Below are 22,023 nucleotides of genomic sequence, written 5' to 3'. Positions count from 1 at the left end.
ACGGAGCCTCATCATGTACTGCGGTCGATATCAAGCCACGCCGTTCAGCCGCCGCGAGATGCTCGCCCGCTGCGCCAACGGCTTCGGCGCCCTGGCCCTGACCGCCTTGATGCGCGAGCCGGCCTTCGGCGCCGACGTCGCCGCGCGCGCGACGTCCGGCCCGCTGGCCGTGAAGCCCAGCCACTATCCGGCCAAGGCGAAGAACGTGATCTTCCTTTATATGGACGGTGGTCCATCGCAGATGGACACCTTCGATCCCAAGCCGCTGCTCGACCGCGAGCACGGCCAGCCGATCAAGGTCAAGACGCACCCGACGCAGTTCAACAACGTCGGCACCGTGCTCAAGTGCCCCTGGAAGTTCCGCCAGTACGGCGAGAGCGGAATCCCCGTCAGCGACCTCTTCCCGCACGTCGCCCAGCACGTCGACGAACTGGCGATCATCCGGTCGATGGTCTCGAACTTCTCCGAGCACACGGCCGCGAACTACTTCTTGCACACCGGCAGTGGGCTCCAGGGCCGCCCCAGCCACGGCGCCTGGACGACCTACGGCCTGGGGAGCGAATGCCAGAACCTCCCCGGCTTCGTGGTCCTCAACGGCGGCCTGATCCCCCCCGGCGGGATGGACTGCTTCAGCAACGGCTTCCTCCCGGCGGCGTATCAAGGCTCGCTCTTCCGTCCCTCAGCCGAAGCGATCGCCAACATCCGCCCCGGAGAAGCCTCGCCCGACCTCCAGCGCCGGAAGCTCGACCTCCTGCGCGAACTCGACCGGGGGGTGGTCGATCGGATGGGAAAGCAAGACAGCCTCGAAGCCGCGATCGGCAATTACGAACTCGCCTATAAGATGCAGGCGACCGTCCCCGAACTGACGAGCCTCGAAGGGGAATCGCCGGCCACGCGGCGGCTTTACGGGCTGGACGACGCGTTCGAGCCCACCCGGATCTTCGCACGCGAATGCCTGCTCGCGCGTCGTCTGGTCGAGCGCGGCGTGCGGTTCGTCGAGGTCCTCTGCCCCTCCGTCGGCCACGACCGCTGGGACCAGCACAGCGACCTCAAGGGAGGCCACGAGCGCAACGCCCTCGCGGTCGACCGCCCGATCGCCGGCCTGCTCCGCGACCTCAAGGCCCGCGGGCTGCTCGAATCGACCCTCGTCTTCTGGGGAGGCGAGTTCGGCCGCACGCCGATGGCGCAGGGGAGCGACGGCCGCGACCACAACCCCTACGGTTTCACCGTCTGGCTGGCCGGCGGCGGCGTGAAAGGCGGAACGATCTACGGCGCGACCGACGACTACGGCTACCACGCGGTCGAGAACAAGGTTGAGATCCATGACCTCCACGCCACGATGCTCCACCTGCTCGGCATGGACCACACCCGCCTGACCGTCCGGTTCGGCGGTCGCGACATGCGGCTGACCGACGTCCACGGCGAGATCGTCAAGGGAATCGTCGCCTGACGCGACGGTCAGCGCCGCGCCGGGACGCCCCACCCTGAAACGAGATAACGTGCAGCCGCCTGGCGTTCAACGAAAGTATAGCGCCTCTAGGTCGTGTGGACAGCAGATAGGCGTTGTGGGCTAATGACGGCGACGCTTCACCATCACGGAGGGCCTGTCATGCGCCGCCGCCACGAGATCTCCGACGCCGATTGGGACCGGATCAAGGACCTCCTGCCGGGGCTTCCCGGGGGGCACGGCGGGGTCGCCCAGGACAACCGCCGGTTCGTCGACGCCGTGCTCTGGATCGCCAAGACCGGCGCGCCGTGGCGCGACCTCCCCGAGCGGTTCGGCAACTGGAACAGCACCTGGCGGCGGTTCGACCGCTGGTGTTCCAAGGGGGTCTGGGCCCGGGTCATGACCGCGTTGCAGGACGAGGACCTCGAATGGCTGATCCTCGACTCCACGGTGATCCGCGCGCATCCGGCGGCGGCCGGCTCGAAAAAAAGTGGGACGGCTCCGGCGGACACGCCGAGCAGGCCCTCGGCCGCAGCCGAGGCGGATTCGGGACCAAGATCCACGTGGCGGTCAGCGGGCTCGGACTCCCCACGCGACTGATCCTGACGCCGGGCCAGGCCGCCGACTCGCCCCAGGCCGAGGCGCTGATCGACGGTCTGGCGACGGAAGTGGTCGTCGCCGACAAGGGGTACGACAGCCGTGCCGTGGTCGAGGCGATCGAATCGCGCGGGGCCAAGGCGGTGATCCCCTCGCTTCGCAACCGCAAGATCCAGCGGCCTTACGATCGGGATCGCTACCGCGACCGAAACCTGGTCGAGCGGTTCTGGCACAAGGCCAAGCAGTACCGCCGCGTGGCGACGCGGTACGACAAGACGGCCAAGAACTTCCTCGGATTCGTTCATGTGGCTTCGATCAGGATCCTCTTGCGATAGCCCAGAACGCCGCGGTTCACCAGCTGCTGTCCACACGACCTAGACGCGCCAGAGAGGCCCTCCTCCGCTGGGGGTGGACCGAACCGACGGTCTGGACGGAGCGGATGTTGACGGCCCTCGACGAGGGGGTCAAGGGAGGTCGCTGGTTCAGCCTGATCGACAAGGTCCACCCCGAACGCAACCTCCGCGCGGCGTTCTCCCGAGTCGCCGCCAACGAGGGCGCCGCAGGAGTGGACCATGTGACCGTGACGATGTTCGAGGAGCGCCTGGACGCGGAACTCAAGGACCTCGGCGATGCCTTGCGAACGGGCTCCTACCGTCCGCAAGCGATCCGCCGATGCCACATCCCCAAGCCGGGGAGTGGGGAGACGCGTCCGCTGGGCATCCCCACGATTCGCGACCGGGTGGTCCAGACGGCGCTTCGACACGTGCTGGAACCGATCTTCGAGCGGGACTTCGCCGCGCAGAGCTACGGCTTCCGCCCCGGACGGGGATGCAAGGACGCGCTGCGGCGGGTGGACGAACTGCTCAAGGCCGGATACGCCCATGTCGTGGACGCCGACTTGAAGAGCTACTTCGACACGATCCCCCACGACGCCCTGCTGGCGTTGGTCGCCAGGAAGACGTCCGACGGGAAGGTGCTGAACCTGATCGACGCGTTCCTGCGCCAGGGCGTCATGGACGGCCTGGCGGAGTGGACGCCCGAGACGGGGACGCCCGAAGGCGCGGTGATCAGCCCGCTGTTGAGCAACATCTACCTCGACCCGCTCGACCGTCTGATGGCCGAGGGGGGCGTCGAGATGGTGCGTTACGCGGACGACTTCGTGATCCTGTGTCGAACCGCCGAAGACGCGGCCCGAGTCCTGGACCAGGTACGGCAATGGACGGCCCAGGCCGGCCTGACGCTGCACCCGACCAAGACCCGGGTGATCGACGCCGGGACCGAAAGCTTCGACTTCCTGGGGCGTCGGTTCGAGGGGGGGCGGCCGTCGTCCTCGCCCCAAGAGCCTGGACAAGTTGAAGACGACGATCCGGGCCAAGACGTCGCGCAGCTCCGGCGAGAGCCTCGCCACGATCATCGCCACGCTCAATCCGACGCTTCGCGGCTGGTTTGGAATACTTCAAGCACAGCCGTAAGTGGACGTTCCCCCCGCTCGACAAGTGGATACGGATGCGGCTGCGAAGCCTCCTCCGCAACCGCCTCGGCCTGGAGGGACGAGGACGCGGAGCCGATCACAAACGCTGGCCCAACGCCTTCTTCGCCGACCACGGGCTCTACAACTTGACGCAGGCCCGTGAACTCGCGAGTCAATCCTCTCGGAGGTGAAACCACCTACTGGATAGCCGTATGCGGGAGATCCGCACGTACGGTTTGGAGGTAGGGGGAGTCTCACGACTCTCCCTACCCCTATCAAAGAGGAGGCCGATCACGTCCCTCGGCCCGCGTCTCAGGCCACCCGATCGGCATCGCGTGTCCGTGAGCAATCCTCGCGTTGAACACGATTGACCCGTCAACTCTCGCGGCCGGGGTGGACTGGTCCACGCAAGACGGCCTCGGACCTCTGATTGACGGGGACGGGAGCGTGGATATACTAACTTGCGGTGCGGGCTCGTCCAAACAAAGGCGACGACTTGAATTCCTCTCACGATCTTTTTCCACATGCATTCTGGCGGTAGGCGATTTATAAGATCCTGGTTCGTCTTCGCGCTCGCCTTTGCGATCGCGTGGCCCAGCCTGAATGCGCTGCCAGCCTCTCTCCTCCTGGGCGTTCGCGTCAGCTCCGCCACCCAAGACGACGTCAACGATGAAGTCGCAAACGTCGGTGGCCTAGCGTCGCCGCTGGTTCATCCGCGACGAGGATCGATCAGGTCCGCCAGGCGAGACGCCACTCTCAACCACTTCGCTCCGCCCGCATCACGGCTCGCGCTCATGCACGTCGCGGCGACCGGTACACCGCCGGGGCTCGATCTGCTGCTCTGCCGTTTCAACTGCTGAGGCTCGACCGTCGCCGCTCGGTCACGGCTGGCTCCCCGCCGGTCTCGCCGTCCCTCCCCCTTTGAGGCGATAGGGACGCATGCGACCGATGCGCGATGAGCCCGATCGTCCGTGACTGCTCGCTTCTCCTAGGCGAACGGCGGGCTGTCGCGTTCATCTGGAGAACTGCCGCCGGCCGCGTTCTTTTCGCGCGGATGGCGAGGCTCCTAACCGCGCCCCCTTCCTGTTCTTGACAGGCCCCGCCTGCTTCCGGACCGCGCGGCCGTTGCTTCGCCTCAGCCCCGATGCCCTTGTCGCCAAGTCACGCTTGGCGGCTCTTGGCCATACAAAGCGATTTCTGGCGGTCTACGGTTTAGCCGGGATCACCTACGAGAGTTGTCGTTGCAGGGCGCAATCTCTTCGTGTTTTCCCAGTTTGACATCGAAATCACCCAAACACGCCCCAGCTTGCCAGCGACGGAACTCCATCGCCTGTAAGTAAGTTACAAACCGCCGATAGGCGTCGTGAGTGACGTGGGATAACCGAGTGAACTAGCCATGACATACCAGACGGGACAGCTACGATCGACCGTGACGCGCGACCTGAACTCCGGGTTCGTCGTCTTTTTTGTTGCATTGCCGTTGTGCCTGGGGGTGGCGTTGGCGTCGGACGCCCCGCTGTTTTCGGGGTTGCTGGCCGGAATCGTCGGCGGGATCTTGGTGGGCCTGCTGAGCGGCTCGCAGACCAGCATCAGCGGACCGGCCGCGGGGTTGACCACCATCGTGGCCGCTCAGATCGCCCTCCTGGGATCGTTCCAGGCGTTCCAGGTGGCGGTCGTCGTCGCCGGCCTGATCCAGATCGTCCTGGGATCGATCCGCGCGGGCTTCATCGCGGCCTTCTTTCCGTCGAGCGTGGTCAAGGGGCTGCTGGCGGCCATCGGCGTGATCCTGATTCTGAAGCAAATCCCCCACGTCCTGGGCCACGACCCCGACCCTGAAGGAGACATGAGCTTCCAGCAGCCGGACCATGAGAACACGCTCTCCGAGATCGGTCGACTGCTCGGCGACGTCCATCCCGGCGCGGCCTCGATCGGTCTGGTTTCGATCGCGTTGCTGGTCCTCTTCAGCAAGTGGAAGCCAGGTAAGAAATCGCTCGTTCCCGCGCCTTTGCTGGTGGTGATCCTCGGCGTCGGGATGAGCCTTCTGTTCCGGCGGGTCGGCGGCCAATGGGTCATCGAGGCCAGCCATCTCGTGCAAGTGCCGGTGGCCGACGGCCTGGCGGCGAGCCTCGGGTATCTGCAGTTCCCGGATTTCTCCATGTTGTCGAACCCGGCTGTCTACACCTCCGCCGTGACGGTCGCCGCCGTGGCTTCGCTGGAGACGCTGTTGAACCTGGAAGCGGTCGACAAGCTCGATCCGCAGCAGCGCACCTCGCCTCCGAGCCGGGAACTTCTGGCTCAGGGGGTCGGGAACGTGGCGCTCGGGATGATCGGCGGATTGCCGGTCACGTCGGTGATCGCCCGTAGCTCCGTGAACATCAATGCGGGGGGACAGACGAAACTCTCGACGATCTTCCACGGCGTCTTGCTGCTGGTCAGCATTCTCTTGTTTCCCACATGGTTGAACCAGATCCCGCTGTCCTGCCTCGCGGCGATTCTGCTGATCACGGGGGTCAAGCTGGCCAGCCCGGTGCTGGTCAAGCAGATGTGGAGCCAGGGACGCTCTCAATTCATCCCCTTCGCGGTGACGGTGGCCTCCATCGTCCTTACCGATTTGCTGGTCGGCGTCCTGATCGGGCTGGCGACGAGCATCGGCTTCATACTCAGCAACAACGTGCGACGACCGATCCGGCGCATCGTGGAGAAGCATCTGGGCGGCGAGGTGGTCCACATCAAGCTGGCCGATCAGGTCAGCTTCCTCAATCGGGCATCGCTGACTCGCGCGCTCGACGAGTTGCCTCGCGGCAGCCACGTCCTGCTCGACGCCCGGAGGACCGACTACATCGACTCGGATTTGCTCGACCTGATTCGCGACTTCGAGAACAAGACGGGGCCGGCGCGCGGAGTCGAAGTGAGCTTGCGAGGGTTCAAGAGCCAGTATCAGATGCAGGACCGGACCCAGTACGTGGATTACTCCACCCGCGAGATCCAGAGCGCGCTCACGCCGCAGCAGGTCTTGCAGATCTTGAAGGACGGCCACGAGCGGTTCCAGAATGGTCAACACCTGACTCGCGACTTCGGCCGCCAGGTCCAGAATACGGCGAAGGGTCAGCATCCCCTGGCCGCCGTGCTCAGTTGCATCGACTCCCGCGCGCCCGCCGAGCTGATCTTCGACACGGGGGTGGGGGACATCTTCAGCGTACGCGTCGCGGGAAACATCACGAGCCGGAAAGTGCTAGGAAGTTTGGAATACGCGTGCGCCGCGGCCGGGGTGAAGCTGATCCTGGTCATGGGTCATACGCGGTGCGGCGCCGTGACGGCGGCCGTCAACCTCGCCTGCTCTGGAGAGTCCGCCGCCACCGCCACGGGATGTCAGCATCTCGAACCCATCATCAGCGAGATTCAGCAATCGGTCGAACCGCTCGATCGTCTGAGCCTCGAACAATTGCCGGCGAGCGAGAGGGAATCGTTCGTCGACTCCGTGGCCCGCCGAAACGTGGTACGCGTGGTTGAGGCCATCCGGCAACAAAGTGAGACTCTCGACGGTCTCGTCCGGGAGGAGCGAATCGCGATCGTCGGGGCGGTGTACGACGTCGTATCGGGAGACATCGACTTTCTTCCGGCCGCGACGTGCGAGCCTGTACGAGTCGCCGAGCCGGCCTGAGCGTCCCTGACGGGCGTCGCTGGGAAACCGTGAGGCCGTCAATGCCCGTGGCCCGAGGACGAGTCTCGATACAGCCGGGCGATCTCCATCATGATCGTTTCGAGCTGGTCGTAGTACTCGTTCTCGGGGAGTTTATCCTTCTTCGCCCGCAGATCGGCCGCGGCGCGTTCGAGGCGGTCGCGGTGCTCGCGGGTCTCGGGTGCCATGCGCTGCTCGCGGTCGTTACGGATCAGGTGAAGCTGGTGCGCGCGGGCGCCGTCGGGCGCCGCGCCGTTCTTGACGCGCTTCGTGGCGTGGATGCCCCGGAACCAGTCGGCGGGCGTTCCCAGGCGGTCGCCGTTGTCGTCGAGCAAGGCGTGCTCGGTGGCCAGCCGCGCCTTCGATTTGTAGAACTCGTCGGTCCGACCGCCGGCCATGAGGAAGGCTTCGAGCAGCGAGACCTGACCGTCCTTGTCGAGGTCGGCGGCGGGGTCGGCGATCGACTCGGCGAGGTACTGGCCCAGCCGCGCGAAGCTCTGCTCGTCGCCGCTGCGCGTCGCGGTCACGACGACGCGACCCTCGGCGGAGAGGGCGTTGATGAACGGTCCGCTCGCCGACGCGCAGTTGAGGATCGCGATCGGCCGCTTGATCGGCTTCAGCCACTCGGCCAGTTCGGCGGCCGTGACGTCGGGCCCTCGGAGGTTGAACTTGGCGTCATGGCCGTCGAACGTGCCGTGGCCGATCAGGACGACCCAGAGCGGCTCGCGTCCGGCCGTCGCCTTGTCGACGAGCGCGTTGTGCAGCGTGTCGCGATCTTCGGCGCCGCTGGATTCGCCCTCGCCGATCGTGATCGATTCGGCCCCGCCCTTCCTGGCGGCGGTCCGCCAGAGTTCGGCCCAGCGGCGGAACTCGGCGCCGTACTCGGGGGTGCCGGGAGCGCCGACGACCACGAGCACGGAGGTTCGGTCGGCGGGCTCGGCGAGCGCCAGGCAGAGAGTCGTCGCGAGCAGAGCGAGCATGGTCGTCAAGCCCCGGAATCGTGTGGAACGTGGTCAGGCGAGGCCGTTGACGCGGCGCAGGCCCCATTCGGCAGTTAGGCAGACGACGGCGAAGAGGAAGTACAGCGGGTGATCCCACAAGGGCGACGTCCACCGCTCGGTGATCGGCGCCCCGCGCGTGGGGAGGCCTGCGACGAACGAATCAAGACTTGCACCCTCGATGACCTCGCCCCCGGTCTTGGCGGCGAGCGTTAGGAGGAACGCGCGATCGGGCGCGAGCCGCGCGAATTCGTCGGCGGCGGGCTGGGCGGCCCAACCGGCCTCGCGCTCGCCGACGGTCGAACCGTCGACGGCTGTAGCGGTCGCCACGGCCCGGTACGCGCCCGGTTGTTTGGGAACGTAGGTCGTCGCATACAGGCCCGGCTCGCGGCCGTCGGCCGCGGCGTCGAGCGTCAGCGCGTCGCCGCCGGGCAGGGTGATCTTGACCGCGACCTTGGCGTCGTCCAGCGGCCGGTACTCGGGGTCGCGCACCCGGACCGAAAGCTCGACGGCCGGCGCCGACGACTCGGGCTTGGGACGCGCCGAGACTTCCACCCGGCTGGGGACGTCGCTCACCAGCCAGCGGGCGGTCTGTCGCCACGAGCGTTCGAGGTCGCTCTCTTCGGAGTCCTTTTTTCGCATCCCCCACCGCCAGAGGTCGCCGATCAGGAGGGCCGCGACGTGCCCCTTGCCGAACGTCTGCGCCACGAGCGCGGGAGCGAGCTCGCCGTCGGCGCCGCGGGCCTCGGCGAGCGTGACGGCGCCCGGCTTGATCCGGCCGACGCGGCTGAGGGTCTCGAAGGCCGGCATTCCTTCCAGGCGTTTGCGCTCTTCTTCCTCGGTCTTGCGGGTCCGCACCCAGGGCTGGAGCCAGCCTTCGCGGGTGAGCGCCAGGCGATGCGCTCCGACGTCGGACGCCTCGGCCTCGGCCCGGCCGGTGAGGTAGACCGGCATGAGGTCGCCGACCGGCGTGCGATCGTACTTGCCGTCGGCGAACGAGTCGGGGCCGCCGAGCATCAGCAGCCCACCGCCCCGGAAGCTCACGAAGTTCCTCAACAGCGCGAGCTGGTCGGGCGTGAAGAAGCCGGCTTCGAGGTCGTCGAGGATGATCGCGTGATAGCGGTAAAGCTCGTCGGCGGTCTTCGGGAAGCCGTCGCGCAGCTCGACCTCGTCTTGCGTGCCGAGCCGCACCAACACCGCCTGATCGGCGGCCTCGGCGGTCTCGGCGTCGGGGTTGTCGAAGCCGTCGAAAAACGGGTTGGCGTCCCGCTTGCTCCGCGCGCTCTGGAAGTCGAATTTCGGCTGCCGGCGGGCGATCCGCAGCAGGCCGACGAGGTCGATCTGCTCGTCGTCGTGAAGCGCCCGGCGGAGGAACTTGAACTCCCAGTTCGGCCTTCCGCCCACATACAACACGCGAAAGGCGGCGCTCCCTTGATCGACGACGACCAGCCGGCCGTTGTTGGCGAGCGTCTGTTCGCTCGATTCGACCGCCGCCGTCGGCTTCGCGCCGTCCTTGACCTTCGCTTCCTCTGACGCCGGGAACGCGCGGACGGTGTAGAAGCTGACGCCTTTGCGCACGGGGCGGAACTGAAAGCGGAAGCTCAGCGGCTTGGCGTCGCTCTCGGACTTCGCTTCCTGACGCTGGATTTCCGCGCCGGTCTCGTCGACGACGGTCGCGACGATCGACTGGCCCGCGAAACCGACGGCCGCGACCTCGGCCCGGAGGACGACCGGCGCGGATTCGAAGTTGGTCTGGCTGACCGAGACCTCGCGGACGCCGATGTCGCGGGCGACCCCGGGCGACGGGGGGACGACGGGATAGATCGGCGGCAACGACGACCAGTCGAGGTCGCCCACGTCGGTGCGGCAGCCGTCGGTGAACAGCAAGACTCCCGCCAGCGGCAGGCCGCGAAACCGCTTCGTCAGCGCTGAGAGCGAGGTCCCCAGCGACGAGCCCGAGCCGTCGAAGGCCAGAGCGTCGAAGCCGTCGACGGCGCGGAGGTGGGAATCGAAGACGTAGTTGCGGACGTCGAAATCCTGCCCCAGCCGCGTCTTCCACGCGGCGTCCGGGCCGAGTCGGCCACGGACCCAGTCGCCCCGGGTCTGAGACTCGCCGCCGTCGCGGATCTGAAGGCTCTGGCTGTCGTCGGCGACCACCGCGAAGGCGTTCGCTCCGCGACGCGGCCTCGAGCCGGACAGGAGCGGTTCGAGCAGGATGAGCGCGAGAGCCGAGACGGCCAGCGCCTTGAGCGCGGCGCACGCGATCCGCACGGCGGGCTTGGCGCGGCCTCGGGCGTAGCTCCAGGCGATCAGTCCGAACGCGAGGGCTGTCAACGAGGCCGCCGCGGTCCACCACTCGGGGGCTCCCAGGATCAGCGTCCGTTCCGTCATCGTCCGCTCCCGAGTCGTTCGTAGTACCGCCGCACCCCTTCGGCGTATCGCGGCGGCACGGGGTCGCGGTCGATCGGGACCAGGGAATCGGGCGATTCACGCCGGCGCACTTCCTCGGCGATCCGGGTGTGCAGCTCGCGGATCGGATCGGCCACCATACTCTTCAACTGCGTCCAGTCAGGCTCCTTCGCGTGCCGTTTGAATTCCTCGCGCGCCCCCCGCACGCGGTCGCGAATCCGGGCGGCCTCGGCCCGCAAGCCGGGGTCGTCAAGCAACTCCTCCACCTCGCGCATCCGGTCCGACCACTGCCGGAAACCCTCGCCCTGGATCGGCCCTCCCGGCCCCCCTGGACCCCTCGCCAGACCGTCAAGGAGCCGATCGCCGTCCGACGGCCCCCCGCCCTGCCCTCCGCCTTGCCGTCCCCGCTGGCCTTGTTGGCCCTGTTGTCCTTGCTGTCCCTGCTGCTGACCTTGCCCCTGTTCTCCTTGCTGCCCCTGCTGACCTTGTCCTTGTTGTCCTTGTTGTCCCTGCTGGCCTTGCTGACCCTGTTGTTCTTGTTCGCCTTGCTCGCCCTGCTGCTGTCCTTGTTGTCCCTGTTGTTCTTGTTCGCCCTGTGGGCGGTTCGCGGGGTTGCGATCGTCGCCTGTGGCCTGGGCGATCTCGCGGTTGAGCTGATTGGCGAGGTCTTGCACTTCGCCCTGGGCGCGTCGGAGGGCGGCGGTTTCGTCGCCGAGGACGCTGCGGGCGGCGTGGTCGACACCCTCGCGCAACTGGTCGATGCCCTGGCCGGCGCGCTGGGACGATTTGACGGCTTCCTCGGGGATGCCGAACTCGGCGAGCCGCTCGGTCTCCTTGATCGCGTCGGGGATCGCCTGTTCGTCGGCCTTGCGGGCGGCGTCGAACAGGTTCTTGGCCAGCAGCGGCTCGGTCTCTTCCGCCTCCTGCACGGTCCGCTTCATCTGGTCGACGAGCTTGTCGAGGTCTTGCCGCTGGCGTTCAAGACCTTCCGTGATCGCCTTGCGGTCGTCCGGATCGCGGAGCGTTCGTTCGGCGCGGTTCTTCCAGGCGTCGAGCTGTTCGGTGGCGCGGTCCTGGGCTTCGTCGAGCAGCTTCGCCTGCTGCCGCATCCCGGTCAGTTCCTCGGAGAACTGGTTCGACGACTGCTTGCGGAGGTCTTCGCGGACCTCGTCGAGCTTCCGGCCGGCGCGCGAGCCTTCGGTGAGGGCCTGCGAGAGCCGACCTTCCTCGAGCGCCTCGGAGGCCTGGCGGACGTGTTCGCGGCCCTGTTCGACCTGCTGGCGGGAATCGGCCATGCGCTCCCGATTCTGCTCGTTCTCCATGCGCTCTTGCAGCTCGTCGGAGTCGCGGAGGATCTGTTGCTGTTGCTCGCGGAGCCGCTTGAGCTGCCGCTCGATCTCCTTCTTCGCGGGCTCGTCCTTGGCGGCTTCGAGGGCCGATTGCAGCTCCTTGAGCCGATCGTTGAGGTCGGCCTGGCGCTGGGCCAGCTCGCGGAGCCGGCTGACGACCTGCCGGGTCTCGCGCTGTTCTTGTTCCTTCTGCGAGAGCTGTTCTTCCTTGGCGCGGCTCTGCTCCTCGAATCGATTCTCGTCGTTGGTCAATTCGAGCTGGTTGAGCTGTCGCTGCGAGGGGGACCCGCCGGCCTGACCGCCGCGCTGCTGCTGTCGCGCGTTGTTGCGGACGACCTCGAACTCGCGGGCGCGGAGCTTGAGGAGCGCCTGGTAGGCCGCCTGCTCGGCGGCGAGGGCCGGCTTGAGCGTGGTCGGCGCGTTGGCGGCGGCGGCCTCGCCCAGCAGCCGGGCGGCCTCGTTCATCGAGCCGACGGCCTTCGCCAGGCTCGCCTTCGAGTCCGCGTCCTGCAACTTCTCGCCGAGGGCCGTCGCCTGCTCGACGGCCGATTTTTGCGAGTCCTCCAGGGTCTTGGCGTCGTCGACGAGCTTGTCGGTCGGCCTCGCGCCGGTCTCGCGGCGGACGACCTTCCAGGTGCCGTTGACGATTTGCTTCTGCAATTCGGCGAGCTGATCGGCCTGCTGCGCGTTGCCGCCCCCTTGCTGCTCCTGCGAGGCGCTCGACGGCTGCTCGCCCTGGCGGAAGATCTCCTCGAAGTGGCGGACCTCGGCGAAGTACATGTCCCCGTCGGTGCGCCGGGTCGCGCCGTCGGGCCCCACGTCCTCGGCCCAGACGAAGTAGGTCACAAGCTGGTCGGGGACGGCTTTCAGCGACTCAAAGGCGATCATGTGCTCAAGCGAAGTCTTTTTGGCCTGCTTGGGGTCGGCGTTCGCGATCACGACGTCCTGGGGCTCCTGGCCGGCGAGGCTGAAGTTCACGCCCTGGCGGATCACGCCGAAATCGTCGTCGACCTGGGCCTTGAGGCGAAGTTCCTCGACGGGCGACACGCGGACGTCGTGGCCGGGCAGGTTCATGACGATCGCCGGCGGCCGGTTCCTCGTGACGTTGACGGCGATCTCGGCCGAGAGCTTGTTCCGCCGCCCTTCGCGGTCGACGAGCTGGACCTTGTAACGATGGGTGTCGGCGAGCCGGAACGACGCGCGGTAGGCGGGGGCGGCCTCGTCGGTCGTCGCGAGCGCGGTCTCGACGCCTTGCTCGTCGACGAGCGACGCCGAGGCGACTTCCTTGTTGAGCCGGAACAGCAAGGTCAGCTCGGTCCCCTCGACGGCCGTCACGTGGCGGACGTCCTCGGCGAGCTTCGGTTCGAGCGACGTGTAGCCCGGATAGACGAGCTTCGCGTCGGTCCGCGTCAGCTCGGGATTCTCGAACACGCGGACGCGGTACGACGAGGTGCGCTCGGCGCCGAACTCGACGTGGTACGAGAGATCGGCGTCGACCGACTCGACGCGGCCGGCGAACGTCGGATCGTCGAGACTCCGGGTCATCGCGCGGGGGGCCGACTGCGCGGGGGCGTCGTCGACAACCAGCTTCGCCTCGGGGGGGACGGCGCCGTTGAACCGGGCGACGACCAGCAGCGAAGTCCCGCGCTCGATCTCGGCGTCGCCGGGCAGAACCTGGACCTCGGCGAGAGCGATCCGGGCGACGGCCGGGGCGTCGGGACTCGTTTCCGAGCGGGACCGGACGACGAGTGCCGTGAAGGCGGCGATCAACGCGCACAAGGCCGTCGCGTGGGCCACCCGCGCGCCGGCGAGGCGCTTTCTGGGGACCACGGCGTTTCCCCAGTCGTGGGTGCGGCCGTGGTCGATGGCCTTGTCGATCACCGTTTGCTGAAGGAAACCCCGACGTTCGGCGGGAGACCTGCAGAGTTCGCCCTCGACGGCGGTCAGCAGGCCGGCTTTCAGGTCGGGGTGGGTCGACTCGATCCGCCGCGCGACGTCGAGCGGGTCGCGCGCCGACCGGATCGCGAAGACGACGCAGACGAGGCCCGATAGAATCGCCAGCGCGGCGAGTTCCACCGCGAGGCCGAGGGGATGAGGCCCGAGCGCGGCCAGCGTCGCCGCGAGGATCGCCCAGACCAGCCAGCAGGCGGCCAGGCCGCTCCAAAGCCGCGCGCGGCGGATTCGGCTCGCGACTCGCGTCAGGGCCGTTTTCAGTTCGACGTTCATGACGCCGGCGCCCCTTCCTGAACAGGGCGAGAGCGGCCGAGCCACCCCGCCAACCAGGTTTCGACGGTCAGAACCGCCATCGCCAGCAGGATCACCGGCCGCCAGAGCTTCTGGCGGCCCTCCAGCTCGGCGTTCTGCATCTGGCGGACCGCCTCGCGATCGGCCGCGGCCCGCGAAGCCCGAACCAAACGACAGCCGAACTGCTCCAGCGTCTCGACGTTCAGCGGCGCCGTCTTGCTCTCCATCGGATCGAGGTTCACCGCGACCGGACGCGGCCCCTTCTTCACGTCGATCGTATAAATCCCCGGCGCATCCGTCTCGCCGAAAACCGTCGTGCCCGGCGCAAGCTTGACGACCGTCCCGTCCGGCTTGTGCACGGCGGTCGCCCCTTCGGGCAGCGTCAACGGTTCGTTCACGAGGCCGTTCGTCGCGCCCTCCGGCTTCGCGTTCGACCCATCGAGCAAGGCCGACATGAGGGGCACGAATTTCGACGACCGCGCGAGCTGGCCGTCGGCCGGAGTCCAACCGCTGGTCAACACGATCAGCCGGCCCTTGCCGAGAGTCTTCTCGATCACCGCCGGGTCGCGGTTCTCGAACCGCGCGATGACCCGGGCGGTTCCGAGCGCGTTAAGCGGCAGCTTGCGATACTTCCAGAACCGGATCTTTGTGAAGTCGTTGAACTGGGGACCGGCGAACGGCGCGAAAAGCGGGTGGTCGAAGGCGATCTCGCCCAGCATCACGTCGCCCCGGACCGCCGCGTCCTGGACATCGATCACCGGCGATGCGGCGACGCCCTCGATCACCCTGACCTGAGCACCGTTGAGGCGTGCGAGGGTCGCCGACATCCGGGACGCGGCGACGAACAGCACGGTCCCACCCTCGTTCGCGAACTTCGAGAGAACGGCGGCGTTCGCGGGCGAGGTTTCGGCTGACACGACGACCAGGGCCGCCGGTCGGTCGGCGTCGATCACGAGCGGGTCGTTCGGAGAGCGCGGTTCGACCTTCACGGTGCGGCGGGGCGAGGCCTCGAACGCCCGGACCAGGTAATAAAGCAGGCCGTTGGGATCGTCGGGGGCGTCGGCGCCGACGAAGAGGACCGTGGCCGTCTCGTCGGGGGCCGTCACGAGATAGAGCGTGTTATCGAAGTCGCGCGTGTCCCCTTCGAGCCGCAGCGACCGCCCGCGCGAACCGCCCGGAGGTCGCGGCGCGCGGACGACCCGGCTTTCGCCGGGGGGACGTAGACGGGGATCGGCGCGGCCTTGGCGGCCTCGTCCCAGTTCAAGGTGAACGACTCGCGCTTCGACGCCGGATCGTTGGAGACCCGGACCCGGAGCGCGTCGGCCTTGTCGTCGCCCGGCGCTGCGTCCGCGTCGGCCGTCGCGAGCCCTTCGAGGCCGGCGTTGGAGCCGTCGTCGGCGATCGATTTCACGTCAAGCTCGACGTCGGCGGGCCACTCGAAGTCGCCCAGGACGTCGAGGCGGCTCCCTTGCTGAAGGTCGGTGACGAGGACGATCCGGCGCGGGGTCTTCGAAGACTCGCGGGCCTTGTCGCCGACGTTCTCGAGCGCGCCGACGGCGTCGATGAGCGCCTGGCCCAGGTGGGTCGCGTTCCAGGTCGGCGACAGCGCTTCCACATGGGCGGTCGCCACGGCGCGGCGCCGCGACGGATCGAGAGTCGCCGACTCGTCGAAGCCGAGCAACGGGTGCGTGGCGGCGTCGAACGCGAAGACCGCCAGTTGATCGTCGGGCCGGCACGACGCGATGGCTTCGAGCGCCTTCGCCTTGGCCTTCGTCCACAGCTCGCCCCGGCGCATGCTGGCGCTGGTGTCGATCAGCAGGGCGATCCGGGTTCGTTCCACCTCGCCGAGGTTCAGGGCGGCCGATTCGCGGAGGAACGGCCGGGCGAACGCCGCAGCCAGCAGGGCCAGCGCGGAGGCTCTCAAGAGCAGCAGCGGCCAGTTCTCCAGGCGGCTCCGGCGCGTCAGGCGGGGGGGCGAGGGGGCGAGGAAGATCAGCGAGCTGAACGGCGTCTCCCCCTTGGTCGTGCGGCGGATCAGGTGGAAGATCAGCGGGGCCGCGATCGCCAGGGCGCCCAGGATATAGAGCGGGGTCAAAAAGCTCATCGGGCGGCCCCCCGGCCCGGCCCGGCCCGGCGGGCGAGCCCCCCGGCGCGTCGCATGCGGGCCTTGAGCACGTCGAACAGCACCAGCTCCAGCGGCGAGTCGGTGGTGATCGGCTGGAAGACGAAGCCCAGATCCGTGCAGATCCGCTCGATCTCGGCGGCGTGGGCCGCGAACCGTTCGAGGTAGCCGGCGCGTGCGGCGGCCGGATCGATGTAGAGTTCCCGCCCGGTCTCGACGTCCTGGAACATGGCCGGCGTATCGAACGTGAAGCCGACCTCGGCTGGGTCGAGGACCCGCAGGACGATGACCTCGTGACCTCGCGAGTGGAGCCGGGCGAGCGGCGTGCGGAGCGCGTCGGCGGGGGCGAGGAGGTCGGAGATCAGGATGACGAGCCCGCGTTTGTTCACGGTCGCCGCGATCTGATCGAGCGGCCCGGCGAGGTCGGTCGCCCGGCCCTGGGGCTCGCGGTCAAGCATCCCCATAAGGCGGCGGAGGTGGCCGGGACGGTGGCGAGGAGGGAGGTAGTCGGTGATCCGGTCCTCGAACGCGACCAGGCCGACGGCGTCGCGCTGGAGCGTGAGGAAATAGGCGATCGTGGCCGCCGCCGTCCGCGCGTACTCACTCTTGCTGTACGCGCCGGACCTGTAGCTCATCGACCGGCTGGCGTCCACCACGAGGTGGCAGCGGAGGTTCGTCTCGTCCTCGAACCGCTTCACGTAGTAGCGGTCGGAGCGCGCGAAGAGTCGCCAGTCGAGATAGCGCGGGTCGTCGCCGGGGGTGTACTGACGGTACTCGCTGAACTCGACCGAGAAGCCGTGATAGGGGCTGCGGTGGATCCCCTTGATGAACCCCTCGACGGCCGCTCGGGCGCGCAGTTGCAGGCTCTTGATGCGGAACAAGGTCTGCGGGTCGATGAGCGAGCCGGGCCGCGACGCGTGGTCGCGGGTCGGGGACGCCGGGTGTCGCGATCGACCGAGTGGGGGCATCAGGTGATCGGCTCCTTGACGTGTTCGAGCAGGCGGTCGATCACCGAATCGACGGTCACGCCGTCGGCCTCGGCACGGTATCCGAGGAGGACGCGGTGCCGCATCGTGGGATGCGCCAGCGCGCGAACGTCCTCGACCGACGCGTGGAACCGGCCCGCGAGCAGGGCCCGCGCCTTCGCTCCCAACACCAGCGACTGCGCGGCGCGGAGGCCCGCGCCCCAGCTCACCCAGTCGGTCACGAAGCTCGGCGCATCGGGGCCGGGCCGGCTGGCGGCGGCGAGTCGCACGGCGTAGCGGACGAGGTCCTCGGCGATCGGCACCTTGCGGACGACCTCGTGGAATTCCAGGACGTCGCGGCCCGAGAACAGCGGCTCGACCTTCTCGGTCTGTCGCGACGTCGTTTGCTGGACGACGGCCACCTCGTCGTTCTCGGCCAGGTAGTCGACCACGACGTTGAACAGAAACCGGTCGAGCTGGGCTTCGGGGAGCGGGTACGTTCCTTCCATCTCGATGGGGTTCTGGGTCGCCAGGACGAAGAACGGCTCTTCCAGGGGGTAGCGGGTTCCGGCGGCCGTCACCTGGTGCTCTTGCATGGCTTCGAGCAGCGCGGCCTGGGTTTTGGGAGGGGTGCGGTTGATCTCGTCGGCGAGGATCACGTTGGCGAAGATCGGCCCCTTGACGAACTGCATGCGGCGGCGGCCGTCGCCGGTTTCTTCGAGGATCTCGGTTCCGGTGATGTCGGCCGGCATCAGGTCGGGGGTGAACTGGATGCGCCGGAAGTCGAGGTGGAAGACCTGCGCGATGGTGCGGACCAACAGCGTCTTCGCCAGGCCGGGCGCGCCGGTGATCAGGCAGTGGCCGCCGGCGAAGAGGCTGGTCAGGAGCTGGTGCGTCGCCTCCTTCTGGCCGACGATCACCTTGGCCAGCTCGCGCTCGATCCGGCCCCGGCTCTCATGGACCTTCTCGACGATCCGCCGCTCGTTCTCGTAGTCGTCGACGACTTCCGCCACGATCGCCCCTTTCCTTCCCCGAATCCGCCCGCGCGACGTTCAGTCAGTGCGTCATGGCGTAGGTCACGATGTTGATGCCCATGGGGTACGACTTCTTCTCGGAGAACTCCTTGAAGTAGCTGGGGTCCTCTCCTTCCCGCTCCCAGCCGTCGCCGAGGTCGGTGTTGTGGCAGATGATCGCCATCAGCCGCCCTTTATCGTCGGAGATGCCCTTGTAGTGCACCTCGCGCGAGCCCGGCCCGTGGTCTTCCCAGGTGACGTCCGACCCCGGATACCAGGAGTGGATGCTCGGAACCTGAGGCTTCTCCTTGAGCCGGTAGACGCACTGGAAGATCTCGTGCGTGATCGGCAACTCCACTGGCTCGCGGTCGGGGAACACGCGCTTCATCTGGTCCGCGAAGTTCTGATACGCGGCCTCGCCCCAGAAGTCGTCGACCATCATGAAGCCGCCGTTGAGCAGGTAGCGCCGCAAGGCGGCCGCCTCCTCCTCCGAGAACGAGAGACCGGCGACCTCGATGAAATAGAGGAACGGGTAGTCGAACAGCTTCTCGTCGGTGAGCCGCAGGGTGATCGGCTTGGGGTTGACCTTGAGCGAGGTGAGCTGCTGCAAGCGGTACGAGAAATTCAAGTCGCTGTCCGGCCAATCGGTCGTCCAGGTCCCACCCCCGCCCCAGCCGCGGCGGCCTCCGCGCCCGCCCCCGCCGTAGAAGTTCGAGAAGTCCGAGTCGTACTGCACGCGGACGAAAGTGAAGACGTCGTTCTTGAACCGCTCGTCGACCTTCCAGTCCGGCACGCCGGAGCGGTCGGCGGGGAGTCCGTCGAGCGGCGAGCCGCCGCCTCCCCATCGCCAGCCGCGACCGCCTCGCTGCTGCGCCAGGGCGACGCCTCCGGCGACGGCCAGGACGCACGAAACAACAGCGAGTCGCAAGCGTTTTCGGGTCATCGGCTGGGCCTGGGGTCTGGGGGCGAGGCGGGACCGGGCGGCGGCTTCACCGCGTCGGCGTCGACCAGTTCGAGCAAGAGCCGGTGCGATTCGAGGAACCGGGGCGCTTCTTCGAGCGACTTGAGGACCTCGCGGCGGGCCTCGTCGCGCTTGCCAGCCTGATGAAGCAGCTTCGCCAGGCGGAAATGGACCTCGGCCGGGTCGGTGTCGTCGAGGGTCGCCAGGGCGCGGTAGGCGGTGATCGCCTCGTCGCGGCGGTCCAGGTGTTCGGCGGCCCGGGCGAGCCGGCGGTAAGGCTCGGGGACCAGCGGGTTGACGGCCAGGAACCGGTTCGCGTTGCGGGCGACGCCCGCCCAGTCGCCGGCCGCCTCGTCCAGCTCCATCAACCGCTGATAGGCCGGGATCGCGTCGCCGTTGCGCTGCGCAAGTTCCTCAAGAACCGCGTGCTCCGCCGCCGCGTCGGCCGAATGCTTGTGGACGGCGGCGAGCATGATGTACGCGTTCTCCGGTCCGACGTAATCCGGGAAGAGTGCCTGGAACTTGAGCAACGCAGCCTTGGCTTCCGGCCATTTCCGCTCGGCGACCAGGCGCGTCGCCAGCCGCTGCCAGCCTCGGAAGCTCTTGGGGCGGGTTTCGAGCCAGGCGATCACGGCGGCCGAGTCCGCGTCGTCCGGCAGGTCGATCTCCTCCCAGGTCGCTTCGGGTGCCGCGGTCGCGGCCTTGCCTCGCGCGAACTGCGCGAACTCCTTGTCTAGCTGTTCTAGCGTCATCTTGGTCCGCGTCGGCAGGACGTCGTCGAGATTCTTCCCCGCGCCGAGGTCGTCGAGCAGCCCATTGAGCGCCGGCAGGCCGGCCTTTTGCACGAGGAACTCGACGGCCAGCGCCGATTCGAAGTAGGCGAACTGGACGTGCTGGGCCGTCTTGGGGGCGAGGAACGCCGAGCTGAGCCGGCTCAGCGGCGTCAATTCGTCGCCCACGAGCATCGAACGGAGGCGCGGGGTCATCGCGCTTCCCCAGGCCGGGTCCTTGAGTCCTTCCTCATAGACCGAGATCCCCTCGCTCAGCCACCTTGGCATTTTATTATGCGTCTTGGTGAGCGTGACGACGTGGCAAAGCTCGTGCCAGAGCACCGATTCCCCGTTCGACGGGTGCTCGCCCTGCGAAGCCGAGCTGTTCGCGGTGACGACGCGGCCGAAGCAGACGCCGAGCAAGCCGTCGGCCCCGGGGAGTCCGAACGTGCGGACGGCGAACTCCTGCTTGCGCGGGAAGATCTCGACGACGATCGGGTTCGGCGGCGCGACGCCGTACTTGGCGGACAGCTCGGTCTTCGCCCGCTTCAGCAGGTCGAGCACGCGGGCGCCGTAAAGCTCGGCCTCGCGCGGGTCCATGCGAAGGACGATTCCGTCTTCTTCGATCGTGCGGAACTGGGCCAGGCGGTCGCGCAGGGTCGTCAGGTTGAAGGCGACCACGTTGTAGGCGTCTTTGGCGACGATCTCCTCGACGAGCTTCCAGCCTTCGGCTTCGTCGCCGAGCCGTAGCAAGGTTTGGGAAAGCTGGACCTTCGCCGGCAGATAGCTGGGATCGAGGGCGACGGCCTGCTTCAGCGCGGCGGCCCCCTCGGCGAACCGGTATTTCTCGGAGAGCTTGCGGCCGATCAGCGTGTCGACCTCGGGGTTGCCGGCCCACGGGGCGAGGGCCGATTTGCGCGCCCGGGTTTCGCCCTCGGCGTCGTTGCGGAGATGGGCCAGCACGGCCCGGTAGGCCCAGGCGCGGGGTTCTTGCGGATTGACTTCGAGAGCCTGGTCGAGCGTCTTGGCGGCGTCGGCGTATTGCTCGGCGTCGATCTGGTCGTCGGCCTTCAGCAGCAGGGCGTCGACGTATCGGGGGTTGATCTTCAGCGCCTCGGCGAGCGTCTTGGTCGACGCGGCCCGATCGTCCTGGGCGAACGCCAGCGCTCTCAGATAGTGGAACCGAGGATCTTCGGCGGCGTGCTTCGGCGCCTGGCGGAGGGTCTCGGCGGCGAGGGCGTAGTCTTGCTTGTCGAGGGCGAGTTCGGCCGCTGCAAAGAAGGGGTCGGCGAACTCCGGTTCCTTCTTCATCAACGGGTCGTAGAACCGGTCGAGCACCTTCTTGGGGTCGGCCCCGCGCCGCAGGAAGAACCGCCCGAGGGCGAGCTGCCCTTCCAGCGTGCCGTAGCGCTGCGGCGCGTTGATGACGATTCGTTCGATCAGGTTGTTCGCGGCCTCTTCACCCTCGGTTTGAGGGCTGAACCGGCGGACTTCGCGGCCGAGCAGAAACAAGGTCAGGCTTGCGGGAAACCGCCGCGTCGCCTCGTTGAGCGACGCCCCGGCTTCCGAATACTTCCCCCGCGTCATCTCCGACTGGATCTTGAGCGCGTACCAGCTCTCGGTCGCAGCCCCCCGACCGACCGCCTCGGCCGCATGCTTCGCCGCCTCGTCGTACTGTCCGGTCCGGTAGAGGTTCGTCGCCTCTTCGAGATCCGCGGCTTGGGCCGTGCCGCTCGCCGCGAACCAGACGATCGCCGCCGCGACGACTTCGGAGAACCTCTTAACCCGCGAGACCGATTGGCGAATCGATGAACAGTGCACGGTGATCGCTTCTCCCAGGACGATGAGGCCGGGATGGTCTTACGATCCATCGTAGCCCAACATCGTGCAACGGCTGTAGCGAAAAAACCACCGGCCGGAGAGGCTCTCGATTTTGAAGATTCGCCGACTCGCGCCGTTTGCCGTTGCGTTGCGCACAAGCCGAGGCCGAAATCCCTT

At 67.7% G+C, this 22,023-nt stretch carries 12 protein-coding genes and 1 pseudogene; 4 read left to right on the top strand and 9 right to left on the bottom strand.

What is annotated here, in order from left to right:
* Positions 1–13: 13 nt before the first annotated feature.
* The 4 genes and pseudogenes from BSF38_RS27010 (at position 14) to BSF38_RS26990 (ending at position 7,176) form a co-directional block, all read left to right on the top strand.
* Entirely contained in the window at positions 14–1,450 is a 1,437-nt protein-coding gene (locus BSF38_RS27010) for a DUF1501 domain-containing protein (RefSeq protein ID WP_076351512.1), read from the top strand.
* A 159-nt stretch (positions 1,451–1,609) separates the two neighbouring features.
* A pseudogene (locus BSF38_RS27000) lies at positions 1,610–2,379 on the top strand (IS5 family transposase).
* 104 nt (positions 2,380–2,483) lie between these two features.
* On the top strand, positions 2,484–3,665 hold the full coding sequence (gene ltrA / locus BSF38_RS26995) for a group II intron reverse transcriptase/maturase (RefSeq protein WP_210405651.1): 1,182 nt from the start codon (positions 2,484–2,486) through the stop codon (positions 3,663–3,665).
* Positions 3,666–4,911: 1,246 nt separating this feature from the next.
* The gene (locus BSF38_RS26990) at positions 4,912–7,176 is read left to right on the top strand and encodes a bifunctional SulP family inorganic anion transporter/carbonic anhydrase (RefSeq protein ID WP_076350139.1); all 2,265 of its coding nucleotides are present in this window, start codon (positions 4,912–4,914) and stop codon (positions 7,174–7,176) included.
* A gap of 38 nt (positions 7,177–7,214) precedes the next feature.
* On the opposite strand, the gene BSF38_RS26985 is transcribed toward BSF38_RS26990, so the two are convergent.
* Genes BSF38_RS26985 through BSF38_RS26945 form a run of 9 tightly spaced genes read right to left on the bottom strand, consistent with a single transcriptional unit; the run spans position 7,215 to position 21,846 of the window.
* Complete coding sequence (locus tag BSF38_RS26985; protein ID WP_237170949.1) at positions 7,215–8,174, bottom strand: hypothetical protein; 960 nt, start codon at positions 8,172–8,174, stop codon at positions 7,215–7,217.
* 33 nt (positions 8,175–8,207) lie between these two features.
* Positions 8,208–10,583 carry a glutamine amidotransferase gene (locus tag BSF38_RS26980; protein WP_076350137.1) on the bottom strand — a complete coding sequence of 792 codons (2,376 nt, stop codon included), beginning with the start codon at positions 10,581–10,583 and terminating at the stop codon, positions 8,208–8,210.
* The gene (locus BSF38_RS26975) at positions 10,580–14,176 is read right to left on the bottom strand and encodes a DUF4175 family protein (RefSeq protein ID WP_076350136.1); all 3,597 of its coding nucleotides are present in this window, start codon (positions 14,174–14,176) and stop codon (positions 10,580–10,582) included. Before BSF38_RS26975 ends, BSF38_RS26980 begins: the two co-directional genes overlap by 4 nt.
* Positions 14,173–15,300, bottom strand: coding sequence for a hypothetical protein (locus tag BSF38_RS26970; protein ID WP_076350135.1), 1,128 nt, complete (start codon positions 15,298–15,300; stop codon positions 14,173–14,175). The genes BSF38_RS26975 and BSF38_RS26970 overlap by 4 nt, the downstream gene beginning before the upstream one ends.
* On the bottom strand, positions 15,297–16,298 hold the full coding sequence (locus BSF38_RS26965) for a BatA domain-containing protein (protein WP_076350134.1): 1,002 nt from the start codon (positions 16,296–16,298) through the stop codon (positions 15,297–15,299). The genes BSF38_RS26970 and BSF38_RS26965 overlap by 4 nt, the downstream gene beginning before the upstream one ends.
* Positions 16,295–17,284, bottom strand: a complete 990-nt coding sequence (locus BSF38_RS26960) for a DUF58 domain-containing protein (protein WP_076350133.1) — start codon at positions 17,282–17,284, stop codon at positions 16,295–16,297. The genes BSF38_RS26965 and BSF38_RS26960 overlap by 4 nt, the downstream gene beginning before the upstream one ends.
* Complete coding sequence (locus tag BSF38_RS26955) at positions 17,284–18,294, bottom strand: AAA family ATPase (protein ID WP_076350132.1); 1,011 nt, start codon at positions 18,292–18,294, stop codon at positions 17,284–17,286. The genes BSF38_RS26960 and BSF38_RS26955 overlap by 1 nt, the downstream gene beginning before the upstream one ends.
* 43 nt (positions 18,295–18,337) lie before the next feature.
* Positions 18,338–19,237, bottom strand: coding sequence for a DUF4159 domain-containing protein (locus BSF38_RS26950; protein ID WP_076350131.1), 900 nt, complete (start codon positions 19,235–19,237; stop codon positions 18,338–18,340).
* Entirely contained in the window at positions 19,234–21,846 is a 2,613-nt protein-coding gene (locus BSF38_RS26945) for a tetratricopeptide repeat protein (RefSeq protein ID WP_237170633.1), read from the bottom strand. Before BSF38_RS26945 ends, BSF38_RS26950 begins: the two co-directional genes overlap by 4 nt.
* Between the last annotated feature and the right edge of the window lie 177 nt (positions 21,847–22,023).

This window comes from Paludisphaera borealis (assembly GCF_001956985.1).
GTDB classification, from domain to species: domain Bacteria; phylum Planctomycetota; class Planctomycetia; order Isosphaerales; family Isosphaeraceae; genus Paludisphaera; species Paludisphaera borealis.
This window is presented reverse-complemented; position numbering and strand designations above follow the sequence as displayed.